Here is a 17446-nt window from a genome sequence, read left to right as displayed (position 1 = left end):
GACCGCATGGCCACCACCGTGCTGGCAACGGCCCTGCCGTACTCGCTCGATGAGCACGCACCGTTCCACCTCACCGTGTTCCTCACCCACAAGCTCGTCGCGGACGCCCCGCCGCCGGACGACCCCGGCCGTATGCCGGTCGTCGCCGACTTCCCGTCCGTGGCGGACTGGGTGACGACGCTGTCCGGCTGCACGCTCACGCTGCAGACCTCGCTCGGCGGGGCCGACCTGCCGCTCAAGGTCGTGTCGTCGCCGTCGGCGCCGGCCTGGACCAGTGCGTTCCCCCCGTCCCTGGCGGTCGACGGGTTCCCGGCGCCGAGCCTGTCGGGGCAGGAGTGGCGGTCCAGCCCGGCCCACCGGATGAGCGACCACGCCGTCGACCTGCACCTGGCCAGCGCAGCGGCGGCGCCGACCCGCCGGCCGGACGTGGCCGAGGACCCGGTCGCCGGCTCCATGCTGCGCCGGCTGTCCGCCCTCGACCAGGACTCCGCGCTCACCCGCCTGCTCGCCGGCGCGGACGACCGCAACCGCCGTGCACAGCGGGTCGTCGCCGCCCGGGTGGCCGACGCGCTGACGACCCTCGGTCCGCTCACCGACTGGGACGGCGGGCGCGACCCGGACCACCAGGGACCGCCGCTGCCGGACTACCTCAAGGAGGCGCCCGTCGAGCCGTCCGCCATCGAGATCCTGCTCGACGACCCCGATGCCGACACCCGCCTCACCGACCGGCTGGACGGCCTCGTGGGGACCGACCTCTCCGCCGACCCGCAGCTGCAGCTGCTCGTCGACGCGCACGCCACCCGCCGCTACTACGAGCGCCCGGACGAGCCGAAGCACCCCGAGCGCAAGGAACCGGACCCGAACGCGCCACCGCTCCCCCGACCGAAAGTGCCGGACCAGGAGTTCCACCGCCGCGCAGGCTCGTTCGGCTCCACGCCGGCGCTGCTGCGGGCGCTCGGGCTCGCGCTCGACGTCGTCCTCGACGTCCCCGACCCCGCCGCCGCGCTCTCCGGTGCGACGTGGGTCAGCGTCACCGTCACCCCGCCCGACGGGTCCGACCTCACCGTCCTGCCGCCCCGTCGGACGGCGGTCGTCGCCAGGGGCCCGGTCCTCACCTACCAGTCCTCGACCGACTGGGTCGGTGGCGCGCTGCCGCTCGGCGACGACGACTGGCGGGTGCTCGACCTCGACCCGGACGCCTCCGGCCTCAAGCTCGACCAGCACCTGCGCAACCTGCCGCGGCGCTACGCCACCGGGGCGAACCGTGATCCGGAGACCTCGACGCCGGCGACCTTGCGGACCAACGGATTCGCGATCGCCCGCCGCAACCGGGTGGACTCCACCCGGGCCCGGGTCGCCGCGGCCGAGGGGCTCGAGGCCGAGGCGCGGGACCTGCTCTTCGACGACGTCGTGCGCGGCATCCGGCTCGAGGTGTGGGACGACGCGAGCAACGCCTGGCACAGCCTGCACGAGCGCCGGGTCACGGTGACCGGCGAGGGCGACGTGCCGATCCTCACCGACGCGCCCGACGTCGGCTTCCTGCAGCTGTCCGCGCTCAACCGCAACCCCCACGCGACCGCCTACTACCTGCACGAGGTCGTGGCCGGTTGGGACGGCTGGAGCCTGTCCGCCCCACGTCCGGGGAAGACCGTCGTCCACGTCGAGCCGCCCGGGCCGGACGGCCGCACCGAGGCGGTCGTCGACACCCCGGCCGACGAGCCGGCCTCGGGCATCCACACCCGCACGCGGGTGGAGCCGGGGTCGCTGCCGCGCCTCCGCTACGGCACGTCGTACTCGTTCCGGATCCTCGGCGTCGACCTCGCCGGCAACTCGGTGCCCCAGCGGACCCGCCCGATCCTGCGGCCGCCGCTCCCCCAGCCGGTGCTGGACGCCGCTCGCAACCACCTCACCGGGCTGCGCGCGCGGTACGCCGAACGCGACCGCGCGGGTCTGGTGTCCGCGGTGCGCGAGGACGTGCTCGCCCACCTGACCGCGCCGACGGCATACGCGAACGGCCCTGCCCTGCAGGGTGACGAGGACACGGATGTCGGGGAGCACCAGCCGACCCAGCTGCCGCCGGTGCTGCTGCCGGTCGAGCTGCGCACCGGTGACGCCGCGCTCGACGCAGCCGCCGCCGACCTGCTCACCGCCGCGGCCGCACGGTCCGCGGCCAACGACCCGTTCTCCTCCTCGGACGCTCCGCGCTCCCCCGACCCGATGGGCCGGGTCGACGAGGCGAGCCGCATCCTGCTGGCGGCCCACGACTCGTGGCGCGCCCACCCGCAGCTGGACGTCGATCCGGAGCGCTTCGCGCAGGTCGCGAGCGTCGACGACCTGGAGCTGCCCGACGACCTCGGCCCCACCGAGCTGCTGCGGCGTCCGGTCGTCACGACGCCGCGCCCCTACCTGCGCTGGGACCCGGTGCCCCACCCCACGCTCGTGGCGCGGCGTGAGCTGGGAACCGGCGAGCAGCTGTCCCGCCTCGTCGTCCGCAGCGGTCTGGCCGGGGGCGGCGCCGACCCGGACGACCAGCCCACCACCGAACGGCACGTCGTCCCCCCGAAGGCCACCCAGGTCGAGGCGGAGACGGCCGGGAAGTTCGACGCCGCAATGGGTCTCGGCGCCGACGCCGGCGAGGTGTCGCGGCTCTACCCGGTCGCGCTCGCCGAGCGCGGCACGCTCCTGGACCGCAGGGCGCCGAGTCTCACCGACCCGACTGACGCCGGCGCCGTCGACCAGCCGGGCATCGAGCTGCTGAGCCGCCCGGGCGCCGATCCCGCCGAGGCCGTCACCCTCGCGGACCTCGAGGGCGAGCGGGGCAAGGCGCTCGGCGAGGGGCAGTACGTCGCGCACGACGTCGCGGCGCTGCGGCTGCCGTACCTCCCCGACCCCTACGCCAGCGGGATCAGCCTCGTCTTCTACGCCGCCGGCAACCCGCACACCCTGCCCGACCCGCGCGTGCTGCAGACGGTCGCGATCCCGTATGCCGGCACCTGGCCCGAGCTGCAGCCGCTGCGGCTCGTGCTCGACCGGTCGGTCGACCCGGCGGCCACGCTCGGCGCGGTGGTGACCGGCAACGTCGTCACCGTCATCGTGCCCCGCGGCGAGCAGGTGCGCGCGACCCTCGCGAGCACGGTCACCGTCGCCGACCTGGACCGCTTCGGGATGTGGCGCTCGCAGCTGGCCAGCGTGCTCGCCGACCCGGAGGGCGACGGGGTCGACCAGGACCAGGTCGTGGCCTCCGCGGTGCTCATGCGGGCGGCGGCGCAGGGGTGGACCTGGTGGCTGACGCCCTCGACCGAGGTGCGGCTCGTGCACGCCGTGCCCGCACCGGTCGTGCCGCCGCGGCTGCGCGGCCTGCACGTCATCGCGCGGCCCAAGGGTCGCGGGATCGCCGCGCTCGGCGCGGTGGTGGACGTCCACGGGCCGAGCACCGACCGGCTCGTCGTGCGCGCCTCGTGGGACGAGCAGGTCGACGACGTCACGGCCGACGGACCGGTGACCGTGCACAAGGACGACGTCGTGGTGAACTCCGCCGTCGCCGAGACCGAGCGGGCCGGAGCGCTCTACCTCGTCGACTTCCTGCCGTTCGGGGCCGGTCTCACGTCGTCGGTGGACCTGTCGGAGGGCTCGATCGGCCTGCACGCCGCGATCGAGAAGTTCCCCGACACCCACTACCGACGCGTGACGTACGTGCCGAGCGGCACGACGCGCTACCGCGAGTTCTTCGACGCCGCAGACGTTCCCGCGGACGACGACCCGTCGCTGGCCGGCGAGCCGGTGACGCTCGACATCCTCAGCAGCTCCCGCCCGGCGGCACCGACCGTGCTCGACACGGTGCCCCTGCTGCGGTGGGAGGACGAGGTCGAGCCCGCGCAGCCCTTCGCGCGGCGTCGGGTGCGCCGCTCCGGAGTCCGGATCTGGCTGGACCGGCCGTGGTTCTCCTCCGGTGACGGTGAGCTGCTGGCGGTCCTGGTGTTCGACCCGTTCGAGCCCGACCCCGACAACCCCGGGCAGCAGCGGCTCAAGGCGGTCCAGGCCCCCGACGCGGCGACCAGCCTCTGGGGCGCCGACCCGATCCTGCTGGGAGGGCAGGTCGGCGGGTTCGTCGCGGCGACGCACCCACCGCTGCTCCGCCTGCACGACCTGCTGCTCGACGTCCTGGCCCAGGGTGTCGCGCCGCGGGACCCGGAGCCGGCGCGTCCCGTCGCCGCCGCCGACGCCGTGCCGCTCCTCGACGTCCAGGGCATCCCGTCCGCGCGCGTCTTCGGCTACCAGCCCGAGTACGACACGGCCGCCAAGCGCTGGTTCGTCGACGTCGCGCTCGAGGACGGCCCGTCGCTGTGGCCGTTCATCCGCCTCGCGGTCGCCCGGTGGCAGCCGAGGTCGCTCCCGACCTGCGAGCTGTCACCCACCGCGCTGACCTCGTGGGTGCAGCCGCTGCCGACCCGCTGGCTCACCGTGAGTCGGCGCGACGGCCGCGAGGTGCAGGCGACCCTCACCGGCACCGTCGCGTTCCTGCGACGGAGCCGCTCCGGGGGCATCCTGCCCGGCGAGGACCTCACCGCGGACAGCCCGACCGGCGACGCCGCGATGCTCGCCGCGCGGTTGCAGGAGTCGCGCACGGTGACGATCTCGTTGCAGCACAGGGATTCCGGTGCCGGCGACCTCGACTGGCAGACGACGACCTCTCGGCGCATCCAGGCCGTCGCGCTCGACCAGACGAGCCTCCGGGCGACGTGGACGGGCAGCCTGTTGCTGCCGGCCGAACCGGGCACAGAGGCGGGGGACGCCGCCGGCGTGCCACCGGTGGGGACACCCGGCACCTCGACGCAGTGGCGGATGCTCGTCGAGGAGCACGAGCTGCTCGACGCCGACGACCCCGAGACCCAGGACCAGAACGCCCAGCCGATCCGGCTGCCGCGGCTGGTCTACGCCGACACGATCGCGCTCTGAGATCGCCTACCGGCGCGCTCTGGGGCGGGGTCTCAGTCGGTGTTCTCGAGGATGAGGCGGACGGCCTCGTCGGGCGCGTCCCACTGCGGGAAGTGGCCGCACCGCTCGAACCAGTGCAGCACGGCGTCGGGGAACAGCTCGGTCGCACGTGCAGCCTGGCTGGGCAGCGTCACCAGGTCACGCCTCCCCCACCCGATCGTGACCCGGCCCGGCACGGTGCCCGCAGGGGCGCCCTGCTGCTTCGGTCCCTTGGTCAGGGCATCCATGGCCGCACCCGTCGAGGGCGCATCAGCCAGCCCGAGCACATCGGGCAGGACGGTCTCGCGCGCGAGGGCCCACGGTCGTGCGGACAGCTGGGCCAGCAGCGCCGTCCGGCCCACGCGCGTGCCGAGCAGCGAGGGCAACGCGCCGCGCATCGCTCGCACCAGGGCGATGGACGGGCGCAACGTGGCGGAGAACACCGCCTGCTCCCGGTCGTTCCAGAAGCCGCCCGGGTCGAGCGCGACGGTGTCGCCGCCGACCCCTCGGCGAGCGAGCTCGAGGACGATCCGCCCGCCCATCGACTGCCCGGTCGTCGAGACCCCGTCCAGACCCTGTTCACGGAGGAACTCCGCGACGGAGTCGGTCAGGGACGCGATGGAGACCTCGCCGGCCAACGGTGGCGTCTCACCGAATCCCGGCAGGTCGAGGGCGATGACCTCCCGACTGTCTGCGAGGCGGTCGATGACGGGGGCCCACGACCGCCAGCCCGCACCCAGACCGTGCACGAGCACCAGCGGCCTGCCGCTTCCACGTCGAACGTGATGGAGAGTCATCCGCGTGACGCTACCTCACGCCGCCACTGCGCCACCGCGCGATCACCCGATGGCGCGGTGGCGCTGGGCCACACCGGCGGCGCCGTAGGGGTAGTCGTCGGTGCGCGGGCTGCTGACCTCCGTGAGGTGGGCGAGCTGCTCCGCCGTCAGGTCGAGGTCGGCGGCGGCGAGGTTGTCGGTCAGCTGCTCGACCGTGCGGGCACCGAGGATCACCGAGGTCACCGCCGGCTGCGCAGCGACCCACGCGAGGGCGACCGCCGCAGAGCTGACGCCTTGCTCCTTCGCGACCTCGGCCACGGCGTCGATGACCGCCCACGTGCGCTCGTCCGAGTTCCGGGGCCCGTAGGCCTCCATCCCGCGCTCCGGGTCCTCACCGAGGCGCGAGGCTCCGGTCGGGGTGGTGTCGCGCTGGTACTTGCCGGTGAGCCATCCGCCGGCGAGCGGCGACCAGGGCAGCAGGCCGAGTCCGCCGTCGAGGCAGGCCGGCACGACCTCGTGCTCGATGCCGCGCACGAGGAGGTTGTACTGCGGCTGCAGCGTCACGGGCGACGTCCACCCGTGCTCACGCGCCGTGTGCACGGCCTTGGTCACCTGGTAGCCGAGGTAGTTCGAGAAGCCGTAGTAGCCGATCTTGCCGGCGGTGACGGCATCGTCGAGGAAGCGCAGCGTCTCCTCGATCGGCGTGACGGCGTCCCACGCGTGCATCTGGTAGAGGTCGATGTGCTCGACCCCGAGCCGGGTCAGCGACGCGTCGAGCGCCTGGCGGAGGTGGCGTCGCGAGAGACCGACGTCGTTGTGCCCCTTGCCCATCGGGAAGCGGCCCTTCGTCGCCACGACCATCTGCGCGGCGTCCTCGGGGTGGGCCTTCAGCCACCGGCCGGTGATCTCCTCGGAGACTCCGTTGCTGTAGACGTCCGCCGTGTCGATGAACGTCCCTCCTGCCTCCGCGAAGGCCTCGAGGATCGTGCCGGACGTCGCCTCGTCGGCCTCCGCCCCGAAGGTCATCGTGCCGAGGCACTGGGTGGAGACGATCGTGCCGCTGCTGCCGAGAGTCGTGTATCGCATGGGTGCCACCGTATGCCGGAACGAGCCGTCCTACTCGTCGCGGGCCTGCACGTCCTGGACGACCTCGTTGCGCCGCAGGAACCACGGCTTGAACGGCGGGTCGTAGCGGGCGAAACGCGGCGTGCCCACCGGCACGTATCCCTCCGCCACGACCGCGGCCCGTAGGGCGTCGAGGTTCCGCTCGTACGACGACTCGGACCACCGACCCGTGTAGCGACGGGCGGCAGCGACCCGCTCCGGCACCGCGCGCACCCGGATCTGCGGGTCGACAGGTAGCGGCGCGGTCTCCAGCGTCATGGATGCCGGCATGACGAACGCGACGACGTGACGGTCCGTCGTCCTCTCGGTCTGGACGACCGGGGCCGTCATGGCGATCTCCTCGGTGGCAGTCCGCTGCACCACCGGCGCGGTCATGTCCACCGCGCTCCGGGACCGGTTGTTGCCGGTGATGTAGCGGAACAACGCCCGGAAGGCGCGGTTGCCGGCGTCCTCGAACGCGCCGTCGACCTCGACCTCGGCGACGAGGTGCGCCGGGTAGCGACGCACCTCGAACCCGTCGTGCTCCTCGAGCACGTCGTACGGCTGCTGCTCCGTCACGACATCGACGGTACCCCCCGCCCCGCTCGCCATCGGAGTCAGCGGAGTCACCGGAGTCAGAGGCGTCAGCGGGGCGCGAGGAGCCGCAGCTGCACCATGGCCGCGAACCGCTGCTCCGGGTCGGCGAGGTCGATGCCGCCGACCTCCTCGACCCTGCGCAACCGGTAGCGCAGCGTGTTGGGGTGGACGAACAAGGCACCGGCGGCGGCGCGGATGTCTCCGAGCGCGTCCAGCCAGGCCGCGAGGGTGCCGGTCAGGTCGGAGTCGTTCGCCTCGTCGTGGGCCAGCAGGCGGGCGACGGGGCCGGCCGGCCGCTCCCCGCGTGCGGCGGCGAGGTCGCGCAGCTCGAGCAGCAGGGCCTGGGCGTGGACGTCGGCGAGGCGCGCGACCCGCTGCGCCGCGTGCCCCTCGCGGAGGACCCGCAGCACCCGGGTCGCCGTCTCGCGCGAGTCGGTCACCCCGCGCACGTCCGCACCGACGCCACCGATGCCGACGACGATGGGCAGGCGGCTCCCGACGCGCTCGCAGAACTCCTCGGCCAGACGTGCGGCCCGCTCCTCGGGCTCGGTGCCGGCCACGACGGCGAGCATGCCGTACGCGATGCCGCCCACCACGGCGACGGCCGAGCCGGGCGAGGACGCCGACAGGTGCAGGCTGAGGGCGTCGGCGACGCGCTCGAGGTCGCCGGATCGGGTCCCGCCGCCCGACCCTCCGTGGCCGACCGGGAGGGCGTCCGGGTGCTCGGCCCGCAGCGTCGCCGCGAGCACGACGACGGGCGTGCCGGCGAGGCCGAGCCGGCTCAGCGCGTCGCGCGCGCCGACGCCGCCCTCCAGGGCGGTGCTGACGAGGTCGGTGCGCAGGCGGCGCTGCACGTCGGCGCCGGCGCGGACGCGCAGCATGTGCAGCGCCACGAGCTTGGCCGAGTCCTGCAGCACGGCGGTCAGCTCGGGCGTGACCTCGCCGTCCATCGCCGCCCAGATGGAGCCCAGCACCTCGTCGCCCGCGCGCACGGCGATCGCGACCCGCTGCATGTTGACCGCGTCCGCCCCGAGGTCGGCCGGGTCGACCACGACGGGGCGGTGCTCGCGGTAGAGCTGGCTGAAGACCCCCATCTCCGTGAGCATCTTCGCGTAGCGCTCGGGCACCTGCCGTCCGATGATCGTCTCGACCCGGGACGAGTCGGCCTCGTCCTGGCGGCCCGAGAAGGCCAGCACGCGCGAGCTGCGGTCCTCGATCGTCACCGGCGCGTCGAGGAGCGCGCCCACGGCGTTGGCCACGGCGAACAGGTCGCCCGAGGGCAGCCCGCCGATCGACTCCGCCTCGGCGGGACCGATGTCGTCCTCGGCGAGGAGAGAGCGGAGCAGCGCGGTCAGCTGGCTCCACGTCGCCCCGCGACGCAGGCCGAGCAGCGCGAGCCCGGCCTCCTGCACCGCCGCGTCGAGCGCGGCGTCCGTCGCCACCGGCGCACGGACGACCACCCCGGTGGCGCCCCGGCGCCCGGCGTCACGGACGAGGCCCGGCAGGGCCGCACGCGGGACGCCGACACCGAGCACGAGCGCGCCGGGCGGGTGCACCGGTTCGTCGTCCGGGTCGTGGATGACGATGCCGCCGATCTCACGCTCGCGCTCGGCGTCGCCCGCGACCAGCTCGAGGAACGAGTCACCGAGGTCCTGGAGCACCCGCCCGAGGCTGGCACGAGGACGTTGGCTCACCGGCCCAGAATAGGGCGCGTCCACCCGCTGGACGGCGAGGCCACGTCGCGGACGCCCGGCGCCGGTCAGAGTGCGATCCACTCCGTGGACGTGGTGACGGCATCGAGCACGTCGGGGATCGGGCTGACCCCGAGTCCCGGCCCGTCGGGGACGTCCATGTAGCCCTCCGAGATGGTCAGCGGTGCGGTGATGTCCCTCTCGTAGAAGCGATCCGAGGCCGAGATGTCACCGGGGAGGGTGAAGCCGGGCAGCGCAGCGAGTGCGGCGTTGGCCGCGCGACCCAGCCCCGTCTCGACCATGCCACCGCACCACACGGCCAGGCCGTGGGCGACCGCGACGTCGTGGATGCGTACGGCCTCGAGGTATCCCCCGACGCGTCCGGGCTTGATGTTGATGATCGAGCACGCACCGACCGAGATCGCGGCCGCCGCCGACTGAGCGGAGACGATCGACTCGTCCAGGCACACGGGCGTCCTGATCAGCCGCGCGAGCTCGGCGTGGCCGAGCACGTCCTCCTCCTCGAGCGGCTGCTCGATGAGGAGCAGGTCGAAGTCGTCGAGCGCGGCCAGGTGCCGGGCGTCGCGGAGGGTGTATGCCGTGTTGGCGTCGACCTGCAGGGGCACGTCGCCCCCGAAGCGCTCTCGGACGGCGCGCACCGGCTCGACGTCCCAGCCGGGCTCGATCTTGAGCTTGATCCGGACGTAGCCGGCGTCGAGGTAGCCCCCGACCACGTCGAGCAGCTGCGGAATGCTGTCGACGATGCCGACCGACACCCCTGACGGCACGCGGTCGTGGACGGCCCCGAGCTCGCGCGCCCACGACCGCCCGTCGGCTCGCAGCTCCGCGTCGAGCACGGCCATCTCCAGCGCCGCCTTGGCCATCCGGTGGCCCTTGTACCGGTGCAGCACCGCGTTGACCGCGTTCGCGCCGTGGCGCTGCAGCTCCTCCGACGAGGCCGCCAGAGCCGGCAGGAAGAAGCGCCTCAGCACGTCGGCGGTCGCGTCGACGTACTCCGACGAGTAGAGGGGATCCGACATCGCGACGCACTCGCCCCACCCCTCGCCCTCGGACGTCACGGCTCGCAGCAGCAGGACGTCGCGCGCGGTCTGGGTGCCGAACGACGTGCGGAACGGCGACACCAGCGGCATCGCGACGCGGCGCAGCTCGACGCCCTCGAGCTTCACACTCACGGCAGATCTCCTTCACGTGGCAGGACGAGGTAGCCCCGCTCCTTGTCGAAACCGGCGACGCGCCCACCGACGTCGAGCGCCGCCACCAGCTGGTCGCGCACCTTGGCGCGCCAGGCCCTCGCCTGCTCGGGGTCGGCGAGCCGGAGGCCCGCGATGTCGCGGGGCACCTGCACCCAGGACGCGGCGGCGCCGGAGGGCACGGTCGCCCGCACGGGCGAGCCGGCGCAGGCCTGCACCACCTCGGGCGAGGCGAGCGACCAGTGCACGAGGATGCGGTCGCTGTCGTCACCACGGTTGATCGGATCGGCCATGGAGCCGTAGAAGTCGGGGAGGTACTCGGCGACGCGGGCGCCGAGCTTGGCCAGGTTGAAGTAGGCGTTCCGCGAGACGAGCGGGTCGTAGGTCCACTCGGTGAGCTCGATGCCGCGGTCGAGGCACCACGCCCTCTGGTGCAGCTTGAGCGCGAACCCGGCGTGACGGCCGGCCACGGCATCCGTGACTCCGGCGATGTGGCTGTGCATCGCGCGGGCGGCCGGCGTCGAGTGGAAGCCCACGCAGACGCCGACGACCCCCGCCCGGGGCCGGTCGGCGTCGAACGCCCCGGCGACGTAGCTCTCCGCCTTGCCCATCGCGCGCAGCAGCTCCGCGCTGAGCGGCGGGTGGTCGGGGGTCCCCCAGATGCGGCCGAGCACGGCGGCGGCATCCTGCAGCTCGTCGAGGGTGACCAGCTCGCGCACGACGACGCGGGACGTCGCGGCGGCGGCGGCGTAGGACGCCCACGGCTCAGTGGTCATGGCGGTGCTCCTCGGTCGGTGGCGACGGCGCGAGCAGCTCCTCGATGAGGCCCCGCAGCAGCAGGGTCCGGTCGACGAGCCGGTCGACGAGCACGTGCTCGTCGTCGGCGTGCGCTCCCCCGCCGACCGCTCCGAGCCCGTCGAGGGTCGGCACGCCCACCCCGGCCGTGAAGTTGCCATCCGAGGCGCCGCCGACGGCCGCCCGCGCCAGCTCGGGCATGCCGAGCCGCGACGCGACCGCCTGGGCCCGCTCGAAGAGCGGCAGCGACGAATCCTCCTCCAGCGGAGGGCGGTTGATGCCTCCTCCGACGTGCACGTGGGCTCCTGGCAGCACCGGCTGCAGCTCCCGCAGCCCGGCGTCGACGCGCTCCTGCTCGGATGCCGTCCAGGCGCGGACGTCGACCGAGAACCGTGCGGCGGCCGGCACGGTGTTGGCGGTGGTGCCCGACGTCGCCACGGTGGGCGTCACCGTGGTGCCGGCGCCGTCGTCGGCCAGCGCCGCGACCTCCTGCACGAGGTGCGCCAGCTCGAGGGTGGCGTTGACCCCCTTCTGCGGCTCCAGCCCGGCGTGCGCGGCCCGACCGGTGATGCGCAGCTCGTAGAGCGACGTGCCCTTCCGCGCCGTCTTGAGCGCACCGCCGTGGGCCGAGGCCTCCAGCACGAGCACCGCCGCGGCCCGGCGGGCCTCGTCCTCGATGAGCCGACGCGAGCTCGCCGAACCGACCTCCTCGTCGCCCGTCACGAGCAGCGTCACGCCGTCGCGCTCGCCGAGGTCCGCGACGGCGTGCAGGGCCATCACCAGGCCGGCGATCATGTCGAAGCAGCCCGGGCCGCGCAGCACCCCGTCGGCAACCGTGAACGGTGCCGACACGAGGGTGCCGATCGGCCACACCGTGTCGTGGTGGGCCAGCACGAGGACACCACGTCGTGCCGACGCCGGGCCGAAGCGCCAGCGCAGGTGGTGGACGCCGTCGACGACAATGCGCTCCGGTGCGACGCCGAGCCGCTCGGAGCCGAGTCGCGCGACGAGGTCGGCCGAGCGCTCGACGGCCGCGAGGTCGACGGACGGTGACTCGCACTCGACCAGCTCACGCACGTCGGCGAGCAGCGCGTCGAGGGCCGCCCCGGCCCGGCGGGTGTCATCGAGCGTCGTCATGCAGGCTGCTTCGGCGTGGCGCGGGCGCCGAAGTGGACGTACTGCTCGCCGGTGGGCAGGGCGTAGAAGCGGACGGGGTAGTACGCCTCGCTCTTGTCGGGCTTGACGGCGAAGAGGGCGTCGCCGACCGGGATCAGCTCGTGCACCTCGGGGTCCGCGGCACCGGACGCCTCGGCGACCGGGCCGGAGACGGTGGTCCGCATCCAGGTCCTGCCGTCCTCGAGGTAGACCTCCTCGGTGACGGACTCGCGGGCATACGTGCCGAGGTACGGGGTCGGGTCGACCTCGGCCCGCTCGGCGGGCAGCTCGAACGGCGCGGGGAGGTGCACGTCGACGAGCGCCGAGAAGATCTCCTCGTAGAGCTCCTGGTAGAGCGTGATCGCGCTGGCGAGGTTGGTGTTGAGGGAGACGGCGATGCCGGCCTCCGGCAGCAGTCGGAGGAACGCGGCCTGACCGATCGTGTTGCCGTCGTGGCCGATCGCGCGGTGGCCGTTCCAGTCGCACCGGAACCAGCCCAGGCCCCAGGAGTCACCGAGGAGGATCTTCTCGGGGCACTCGGTCTGGTAGTCGGCCATGGCGGCCACGCTCTCCTCCGACAGGACCCGCGTGCCGTCCGCCGCGAGGCCACCGGTCAGGTGCATGCGTGCGAAGGCGAGCACGTCCGCAGGAGCGGACGTGATGAGGCCGGCCGGTCCGACCGATCGGGGCAGGCCCCAGACCGGGGCGGTCTGCGGCTCCTCACCGCCCTTGAGGTGACCCATCGCGTGGGCGAAGACCATGGCCTCCTCGGGGAGGGTCGTCGTGTGGGTCAGGCCGAGGGGGGCGAAGAGCCGCTCCCGGATCGCCTCGTCCCACGTCGTGCCGGTGACGACCTCGATGACCCTGCCGAGGAGCGAGAAGCCGGAGTTGCAGTAGGACCAGGTGGCGCCGATGGGGTGGTTCTGCGCCGCCTCACCGAGCTGCGCGACATACTTCCCGAGCGCGTCGTCACCGCGTCCGGTGTCGGTGAAGACGTCGCCGTCGATGCCGCTCGTGTGGGTCAGCAGGTGCCAGACCGTGACCTTCTTCGTGACCTCCGTGTCGCGCAGCGCGAGCTCCGGGATGATCTCGATCACGGGGGTGTCGAGCGCGAACCGGCCCTCGTCGACGAGCTGCATGACGACGGTCGCGGTCCACACCTTGGAGACCGAGCCGATCTGGAAGACCGAGTCGGCCGTGGCGGGTTGCCCGGTGCCCGCGTGCAGGACGCCCGTCGCGGTCGTCACGACCTCGTCGTCCCCCCCGTCGACGCCGAGGCGCAGGATGCCGAGCTGGGCGCCGGGGACGCCGTGCTTCCTCGCGAGCTCGGTGAGCCGGGCCTCCCAGTGGGCGGCGTCGAGCTCGGGGCGGTCCGCGGTCACGGGGGTGGCGGCGCTCTCGGTGGTGCTCTCGGTGGTCCCGGGGGTGAGGGGGGTGGTCATGGCGTGGTCTCCTTCGTGGGGATGGGTTGGCCGCCGGGCACGGCGGCCAGCAGCTCTCGGGTGTAGTCGTGCTGCGGGCGCCCGAGCACGTCGGCCGTGGGCCCGTGCTCGACGATCCGGCCGCCCTCCATGACGGCCACCTGGCCGGCCACGTAGCGGACGACCGCGAGGTTGTGGGAGATGAAGAGCATCGACAGGCCCAGCTCGCGCTGCATCTCCCGGACGAGGTTGAGCACCGCGCCCTGCACGGAGACGTCGAGCGCCGACGTGATCTCGTCGGCGATGACGAGCCGGGGCCGACCGGCCAGGGCCCGGGCGAGCGCGACGCGCTGCCGCTGGCCCCCCGAGAGCTCACCGGGGAGGTGACCGGACCGGGCGGGGTCGAGGTGGACGAGCTCGAGGAGCCGGGCGATCTCGGCGCGACGGCCGGCCCGCGACAGGCGCCCCGACTCGGGCCGGTGGAGCGCCTCGGCGATGCTCTCCCCGATCGTCATCCTCGGGTCGAGGGAGGAGAACGGGTCCTGGAAGACCATCTGGACGGGTCGGTGGCGACCCTTGAGGCGGATCGGCTCACCGTCGAGCAGGATCCGTCCAGCGTGCACCGGCGCAAGCCCGACGGCGGCCCTGGCGAGCGTGGACTTGCCCGACCCCGACTCCCCCACCAGGCCGACGACCTCACCGTCGGGAACGGTCAGGCTGACCTCGTCGAGCACGGTGCTCGCGCCGTATCGGACTGTCACGTGGTCGAACTCGAGCAAGCTCATGCGACGACCTCCTCGGCCGTCGTCAGGACGTCGGCCGGCTCGTCGGCGTGCCAGCACGCGACGCGGCTGCCACCCGGGCCTGCCGTCAGGATCGGGTCCTGCTCGCGGCAGCGGTCGGTGGCGAGTGGGCACCGGGCGGCGTAGGCGCAGCCGACCGGCACGTGCGCCGGCTCGACCGGCTGGCCGGGGATCGTGGCCAGCGGGGCGTCGACGTCCGTGGTCATCGCCGGCACCGCGGCGACGAGCGCCCGGGTGTAGGGGTGGCGGGCCCTCGTGTGCAGGTCGGCCGTCGGCAGGTCCTCGACGATGCGGCCGGCATACATGACGAGCACGCGGTCACAGACGTCGGCGACGACCGAGACGTCGTGGCTGATGAGCAGCAGGGCGGCCCCCTCCCGCCGGCGGACGTCCTGGAGCAGCGCCAGCACCTGGCTCTGCACCGTGACGTCGAGGGCGGTCGTCGGCTCGTCGGCGATGATCAGCCGCGGGCTGCCCATCAGCCCCATCCCGATCATGGCGCGCTGCCGCATGCCGCCCGAGAACTCGAAGGGGTACTGCCGGGCCCGGCGCTCGGGGTCGCGGACGCGGACGGCCCCCAGACGGTCGACGGCGCGGTCGGACGCCTGCCGGCGATCGAGTCCCAGGTGGTGGCGGCCGACCTCGGCCAGCTGCGCACCGATGCGCATCGTCGGGTTGAACGAGGTCATCGGGTCCTGGAACACCACGGCGAGCGACGTGCCGAGCAGCTCGTCGCGGGTCCGGCCGCTCGCCGGCTCCTCGAGCAGGTCGGTGCCGCAGAAGGCGAGGTGTCGGGCGTCGATGCTCGCCGGCTCCTCGACGAGGCCGGCGATCGACAGCGCCGTCAGCGACTTGCCGGACCCCGACTCGCCCACGACGCCCACGGCCTCGCCGGCGGCGATGCCGAACGAGACGCCGCGCACCGGCCGGACCGGACCGTGCGCGCCGGGGAAGGCGACCGAGAGGTCGCGGACGTCGAGGACGAGGCCAGCGTCGGCGCGGTCGTGGGAGATCCCGGTCTCGGCCACCTCGCCGGTCGCCACCCGCGTCGTGCCGGTGCCGGTGGTCGTCGGCGCGGAGATCCCGAACACCCCGGCGATCGCCTCCCCGGTCAGGTTGAAGGCGAGCCCGGCGAGCACCACCATGACGCCCGGCCCGAGCGCCGCGAGCGGGTGCACGAAGATGCCGCTCAGGCCGTCCTGCATCAGCCGGCCCCAGTCGTACTCCGGCGCCTGGACGCCGAGACCGAGGAACGACAGGCCGGCGAAGCTCAGCAGGATGGCCCCGGCGGTGATGGTCACGTTGACGACGAGGGGCTCGGCCACGTTGGGCAGCACGTGCCGGGCCATGATCCGGAATCGGTTGACGCCGGCGATCCGTGCTGCGGCGACGTACTCGAGCCCGGTGACTCCGGCGATGAGCGTGTGGCACAGGCGGGCGAGGCCGGGCGCGACCGCGAGGCCGATCGCGAGCACCGCGCCCCTCGCGCCGACGCCGAAGATGACGGCGAAGACGAGGACGAGGAGCAGGCCCGGGAACGCCACGAAGACGTTGACGAGGGCCGCGACGAGCCGGCCGACCCGGCCGCCCAGCAGCTCCGGCGCGGTGCCGAGCACGAGCCCGATCACCGTCCCGAGCGCGGTGGCCACGAGCGTCAGCTCCAGCGAGAGCCGGGTGGCGACCAGCACGCGGAAGAACAGGTCGCGGCCGAGGTTGTCGGTGCCGAACCAGTGCTGCGCCGAGGGGCCGGCGAGGAGGTTGTCGGTGTCGACGGCGGCGGCCTTGTCTCCCCAGAGGATCGGGGCGAGGACGGCGAGCAGCACGATGCACGCGAGCAGGCCCAGGCCGACGATGCCGACGGGCGTCCTGACGATGCGGGACCAGCGCTGGGTCATGACTAGAGCTCACCGATCGTCGAACGGGGGTCGAGCACGGCGAGCGCGACGTCGACCAGGGTGTTGATGACGAGCACACCGAGCCCGTAGACGAGGACGGTGCCCTGCACGACCGGGTAGTCCTTCGTCACGATCGACTGGACGATCGTGCTGCCCAGCCCGGGCCACGAGAAGACGTTCTCGACGAGGACCGTGCCGGCGATCATCGAGGCCAGCAGCATGCCGCCGAGGGTGAGCGTCGCCGTGACGGCGTTCGGCAGGGCGTGCCTGAGGTGGATGCGTCGGGGCGGCAGTCGCTTCGCCCGAGCCGTGCGGACGTAGTCGGTCTCCAGCACCGCGATCATCTCGACGCGGACGATGCGCGCGAGGACGGCCGCCGGCCCGATGGCGAGGGCCAGGACGGGTAGGACGTAGGACGAGGCGTCGGTCCGGCCCGCGACGGGGAACCAGCCGAGGCCGACGGCGAACACGGCGACGAGGGCGACGCCCACGAGGAAGTCCGGGATGGCGCCGAGCACGACGCTGCTGCCGGCGAACGCCAGCTCCGTGCGGCGGCGCCGACCCCGCCTCGTCGCGACGGCGACGGCGACGCCGAGCGGGACGGCCACCGCGACGGCGACGAGGAACGCCAGGACCGCGAGGGAGGCCGTCGCCGGGAGCCGTTGGCTGATCGTCTCCGAGACCGGGAGCTGCGAGGTGATCGACTCGCCCAGGTCGCCACGCAGCAGGTTGCCGAGGTAGTGCACGTACTGGGTGGGCAGCGGGTCGTCGAGGCCGAGCGCCTGCCGTTTGGCCTCGACGAGCTCGGTCGGGGCCGTCATCCCGAGGGCGGCCCGCACCGGGTCGCCCGGCACGAGGTGGATCATCAGGAACGACAGGGTGACGAGCACCCACAAGGACACCAGCAACCGCCCCGCGCGACGCACCGCGAAGCGCGCCCACCTCCCGCCCAGCCTGCCCTGCGGGCGCGCAGCCGGCCGGGGCGGAGCGGCCGCCGGTGTCAGAGTTGCCATGTCGCGGTCAC

At 73.8% G+C, this 17446-nt stretch carries 12 protein-coding genes; 1 reads left to right on the top strand and 11 read right to left on the bottom strand.

The window, feature by feature from the left end; translation table 11 throughout:
- The first annotated feature begins 6 nt into the window (after positions 1 to 6).
- A complete protein-coding gene (locus ABT295_RS01015) occupies positions 7 to 4956 on the top strand; it encodes a hypothetical protein (protein WP_352392564.1) in 4950 nt (1649 codons plus the stop codon).
- A 32-nt stretch (positions 4957 to 4988) separates the two neighbouring features.
- Here ABT295_RS01015 and ABT295_RS01010 read toward each other — a convergent pair whose 3' ends face one another.
- The 11 genes from ABT295_RS01010 to ABT295_RS00960 all read right to left on the bottom strand — a co-directional run bounded on the left by ABT295_RS01010 (position 4989) and on the right by ABT295_RS00960 (position 17435).
- Positions 4989 to 5771, bottom strand: coding sequence for an alpha/beta fold hydrolase (locus tag ABT295_RS01010; protein ID WP_352392563.1), 783 nt, complete (start codon positions 5769 to 5771; stop codon positions 4989 to 4991).
- Between the two features lie 42 nt (positions 5772 to 5813).
- Positions 5814 to 6836, bottom strand: a complete 1023-nt coding sequence (locus ABT295_RS01005; RefSeq protein ID WP_352392562.1) for an aldo/keto reductase — start codon at positions 6834 to 6836, stop codon at positions 5814 to 5816.
- 30 nt (positions 6837 to 6866) lie between these two features.
- Positions 6867 to 7433: an SOUL family heme-binding protein gene (locus ABT295_RS01000; protein ID WP_352392561.1), complete on the bottom strand. Its 567-nt coding sequence runs from the start codon at positions 7431 to 7433 to the stop codon at positions 6867 to 6869.
- Between the two features lie 65 nt (positions 7434 to 7498).
- A complete protein-coding gene (locus tag ABT295_RS00995) occupies positions 7499 to 9145 on the bottom strand; it encodes a PucR family transcriptional regulator (protein ID WP_352392560.1) in 1647 nt (548 codons plus the stop codon).
- 65 nt (positions 9146 to 9210) lie between these two features.
- Positions 9211 to 10329 carry an o-succinylbenzoate synthase gene (menC, locus tag ABT295_RS00990; RefSeq protein WP_352394669.1) on the bottom strand — a complete coding sequence of 373 codons (1119 nt, stop codon included), beginning with the start codon at positions 10327 to 10329 and terminating at the stop codon, positions 9211 to 9213.
- A 2-nt stretch (positions 10330 to 10331) separates the two neighbouring features.
- The gene (locus ABT295_RS00985) at positions 10332 to 11129 is read right to left on the bottom strand and encodes a GNAT family N-acetyltransferase (protein WP_352392559.1); all 798 of its coding nucleotides are present in this window, start codon (positions 11127 to 11129) and stop codon (positions 10332 to 10334) included.
- Positions 11119 to 12285 carry a M20 family metallopeptidase gene (locus ABT295_RS00980; RefSeq protein ID WP_352392558.1) on the bottom strand — a complete coding sequence of 389 codons (1167 nt, stop codon included), beginning with the start codon at positions 12283 to 12285 and terminating at the stop codon, positions 11119 to 11121. The genes ABT295_RS00985 and ABT295_RS00980 overlap by 11 nt, the downstream gene beginning before the upstream one ends.
- Positions 12282 to 13745, bottom strand: coding sequence for a serine hydrolase domain-containing protein (locus ABT295_RS00975; RefSeq protein WP_352392557.1), 1464 nt, complete (start codon positions 13743 to 13745; stop codon positions 12282 to 12284). The genes ABT295_RS00980 and ABT295_RS00975 overlap by 4 nt, the downstream gene beginning before the upstream one ends.
- Positions 13742 to 14509, bottom strand: coding sequence for an ABC transporter ATP-binding protein (locus ABT295_RS00970; RefSeq protein WP_352392556.1), 768 nt, complete (start codon positions 14507 to 14509; stop codon positions 13742 to 13744). Before ABT295_RS00970 ends, ABT295_RS00975 begins: the two co-directional genes overlap by 4 nt.
- Positions 14506 to 16422: a dipeptide/oligopeptide/nickel ABC transporter permease/ATP-binding protein gene (locus tag ABT295_RS00965; protein WP_352392555.1), complete on the bottom strand. Its 1917-nt coding sequence runs from the start codon at positions 16420 to 16422 to the stop codon at positions 14506 to 14508. Before ABT295_RS00965 ends, ABT295_RS00970 begins: the two co-directional genes overlap by 4 nt.
- Positions 16423 to 16424: 2 nt before the next feature.
- The gene (locus tag ABT295_RS00960; protein WP_352392554.1) at positions 16425 to 17435 is read right to left on the bottom strand and encodes an ABC transporter permease; all 1011 of its coding nucleotides are present in this window, start codon (positions 17433 to 17435) and stop codon (positions 16425 to 16427) included.
- Positions 17436 to 17446: the final 11 nt, after the last annotated feature.

The organism is Terrabacter sp. NPDC000476 (genome assembly GCF_040300125.1).
Lineage (GTDB): Bacteria > Actinomycetota > Actinomycetes > Actinomycetales > Dermatophilaceae > Terrabacter.
The sequence above is the reverse complement of the archived record's forward strand: the minus strand, read 5'-3'. Positions and strand labels throughout refer to the sequence as shown.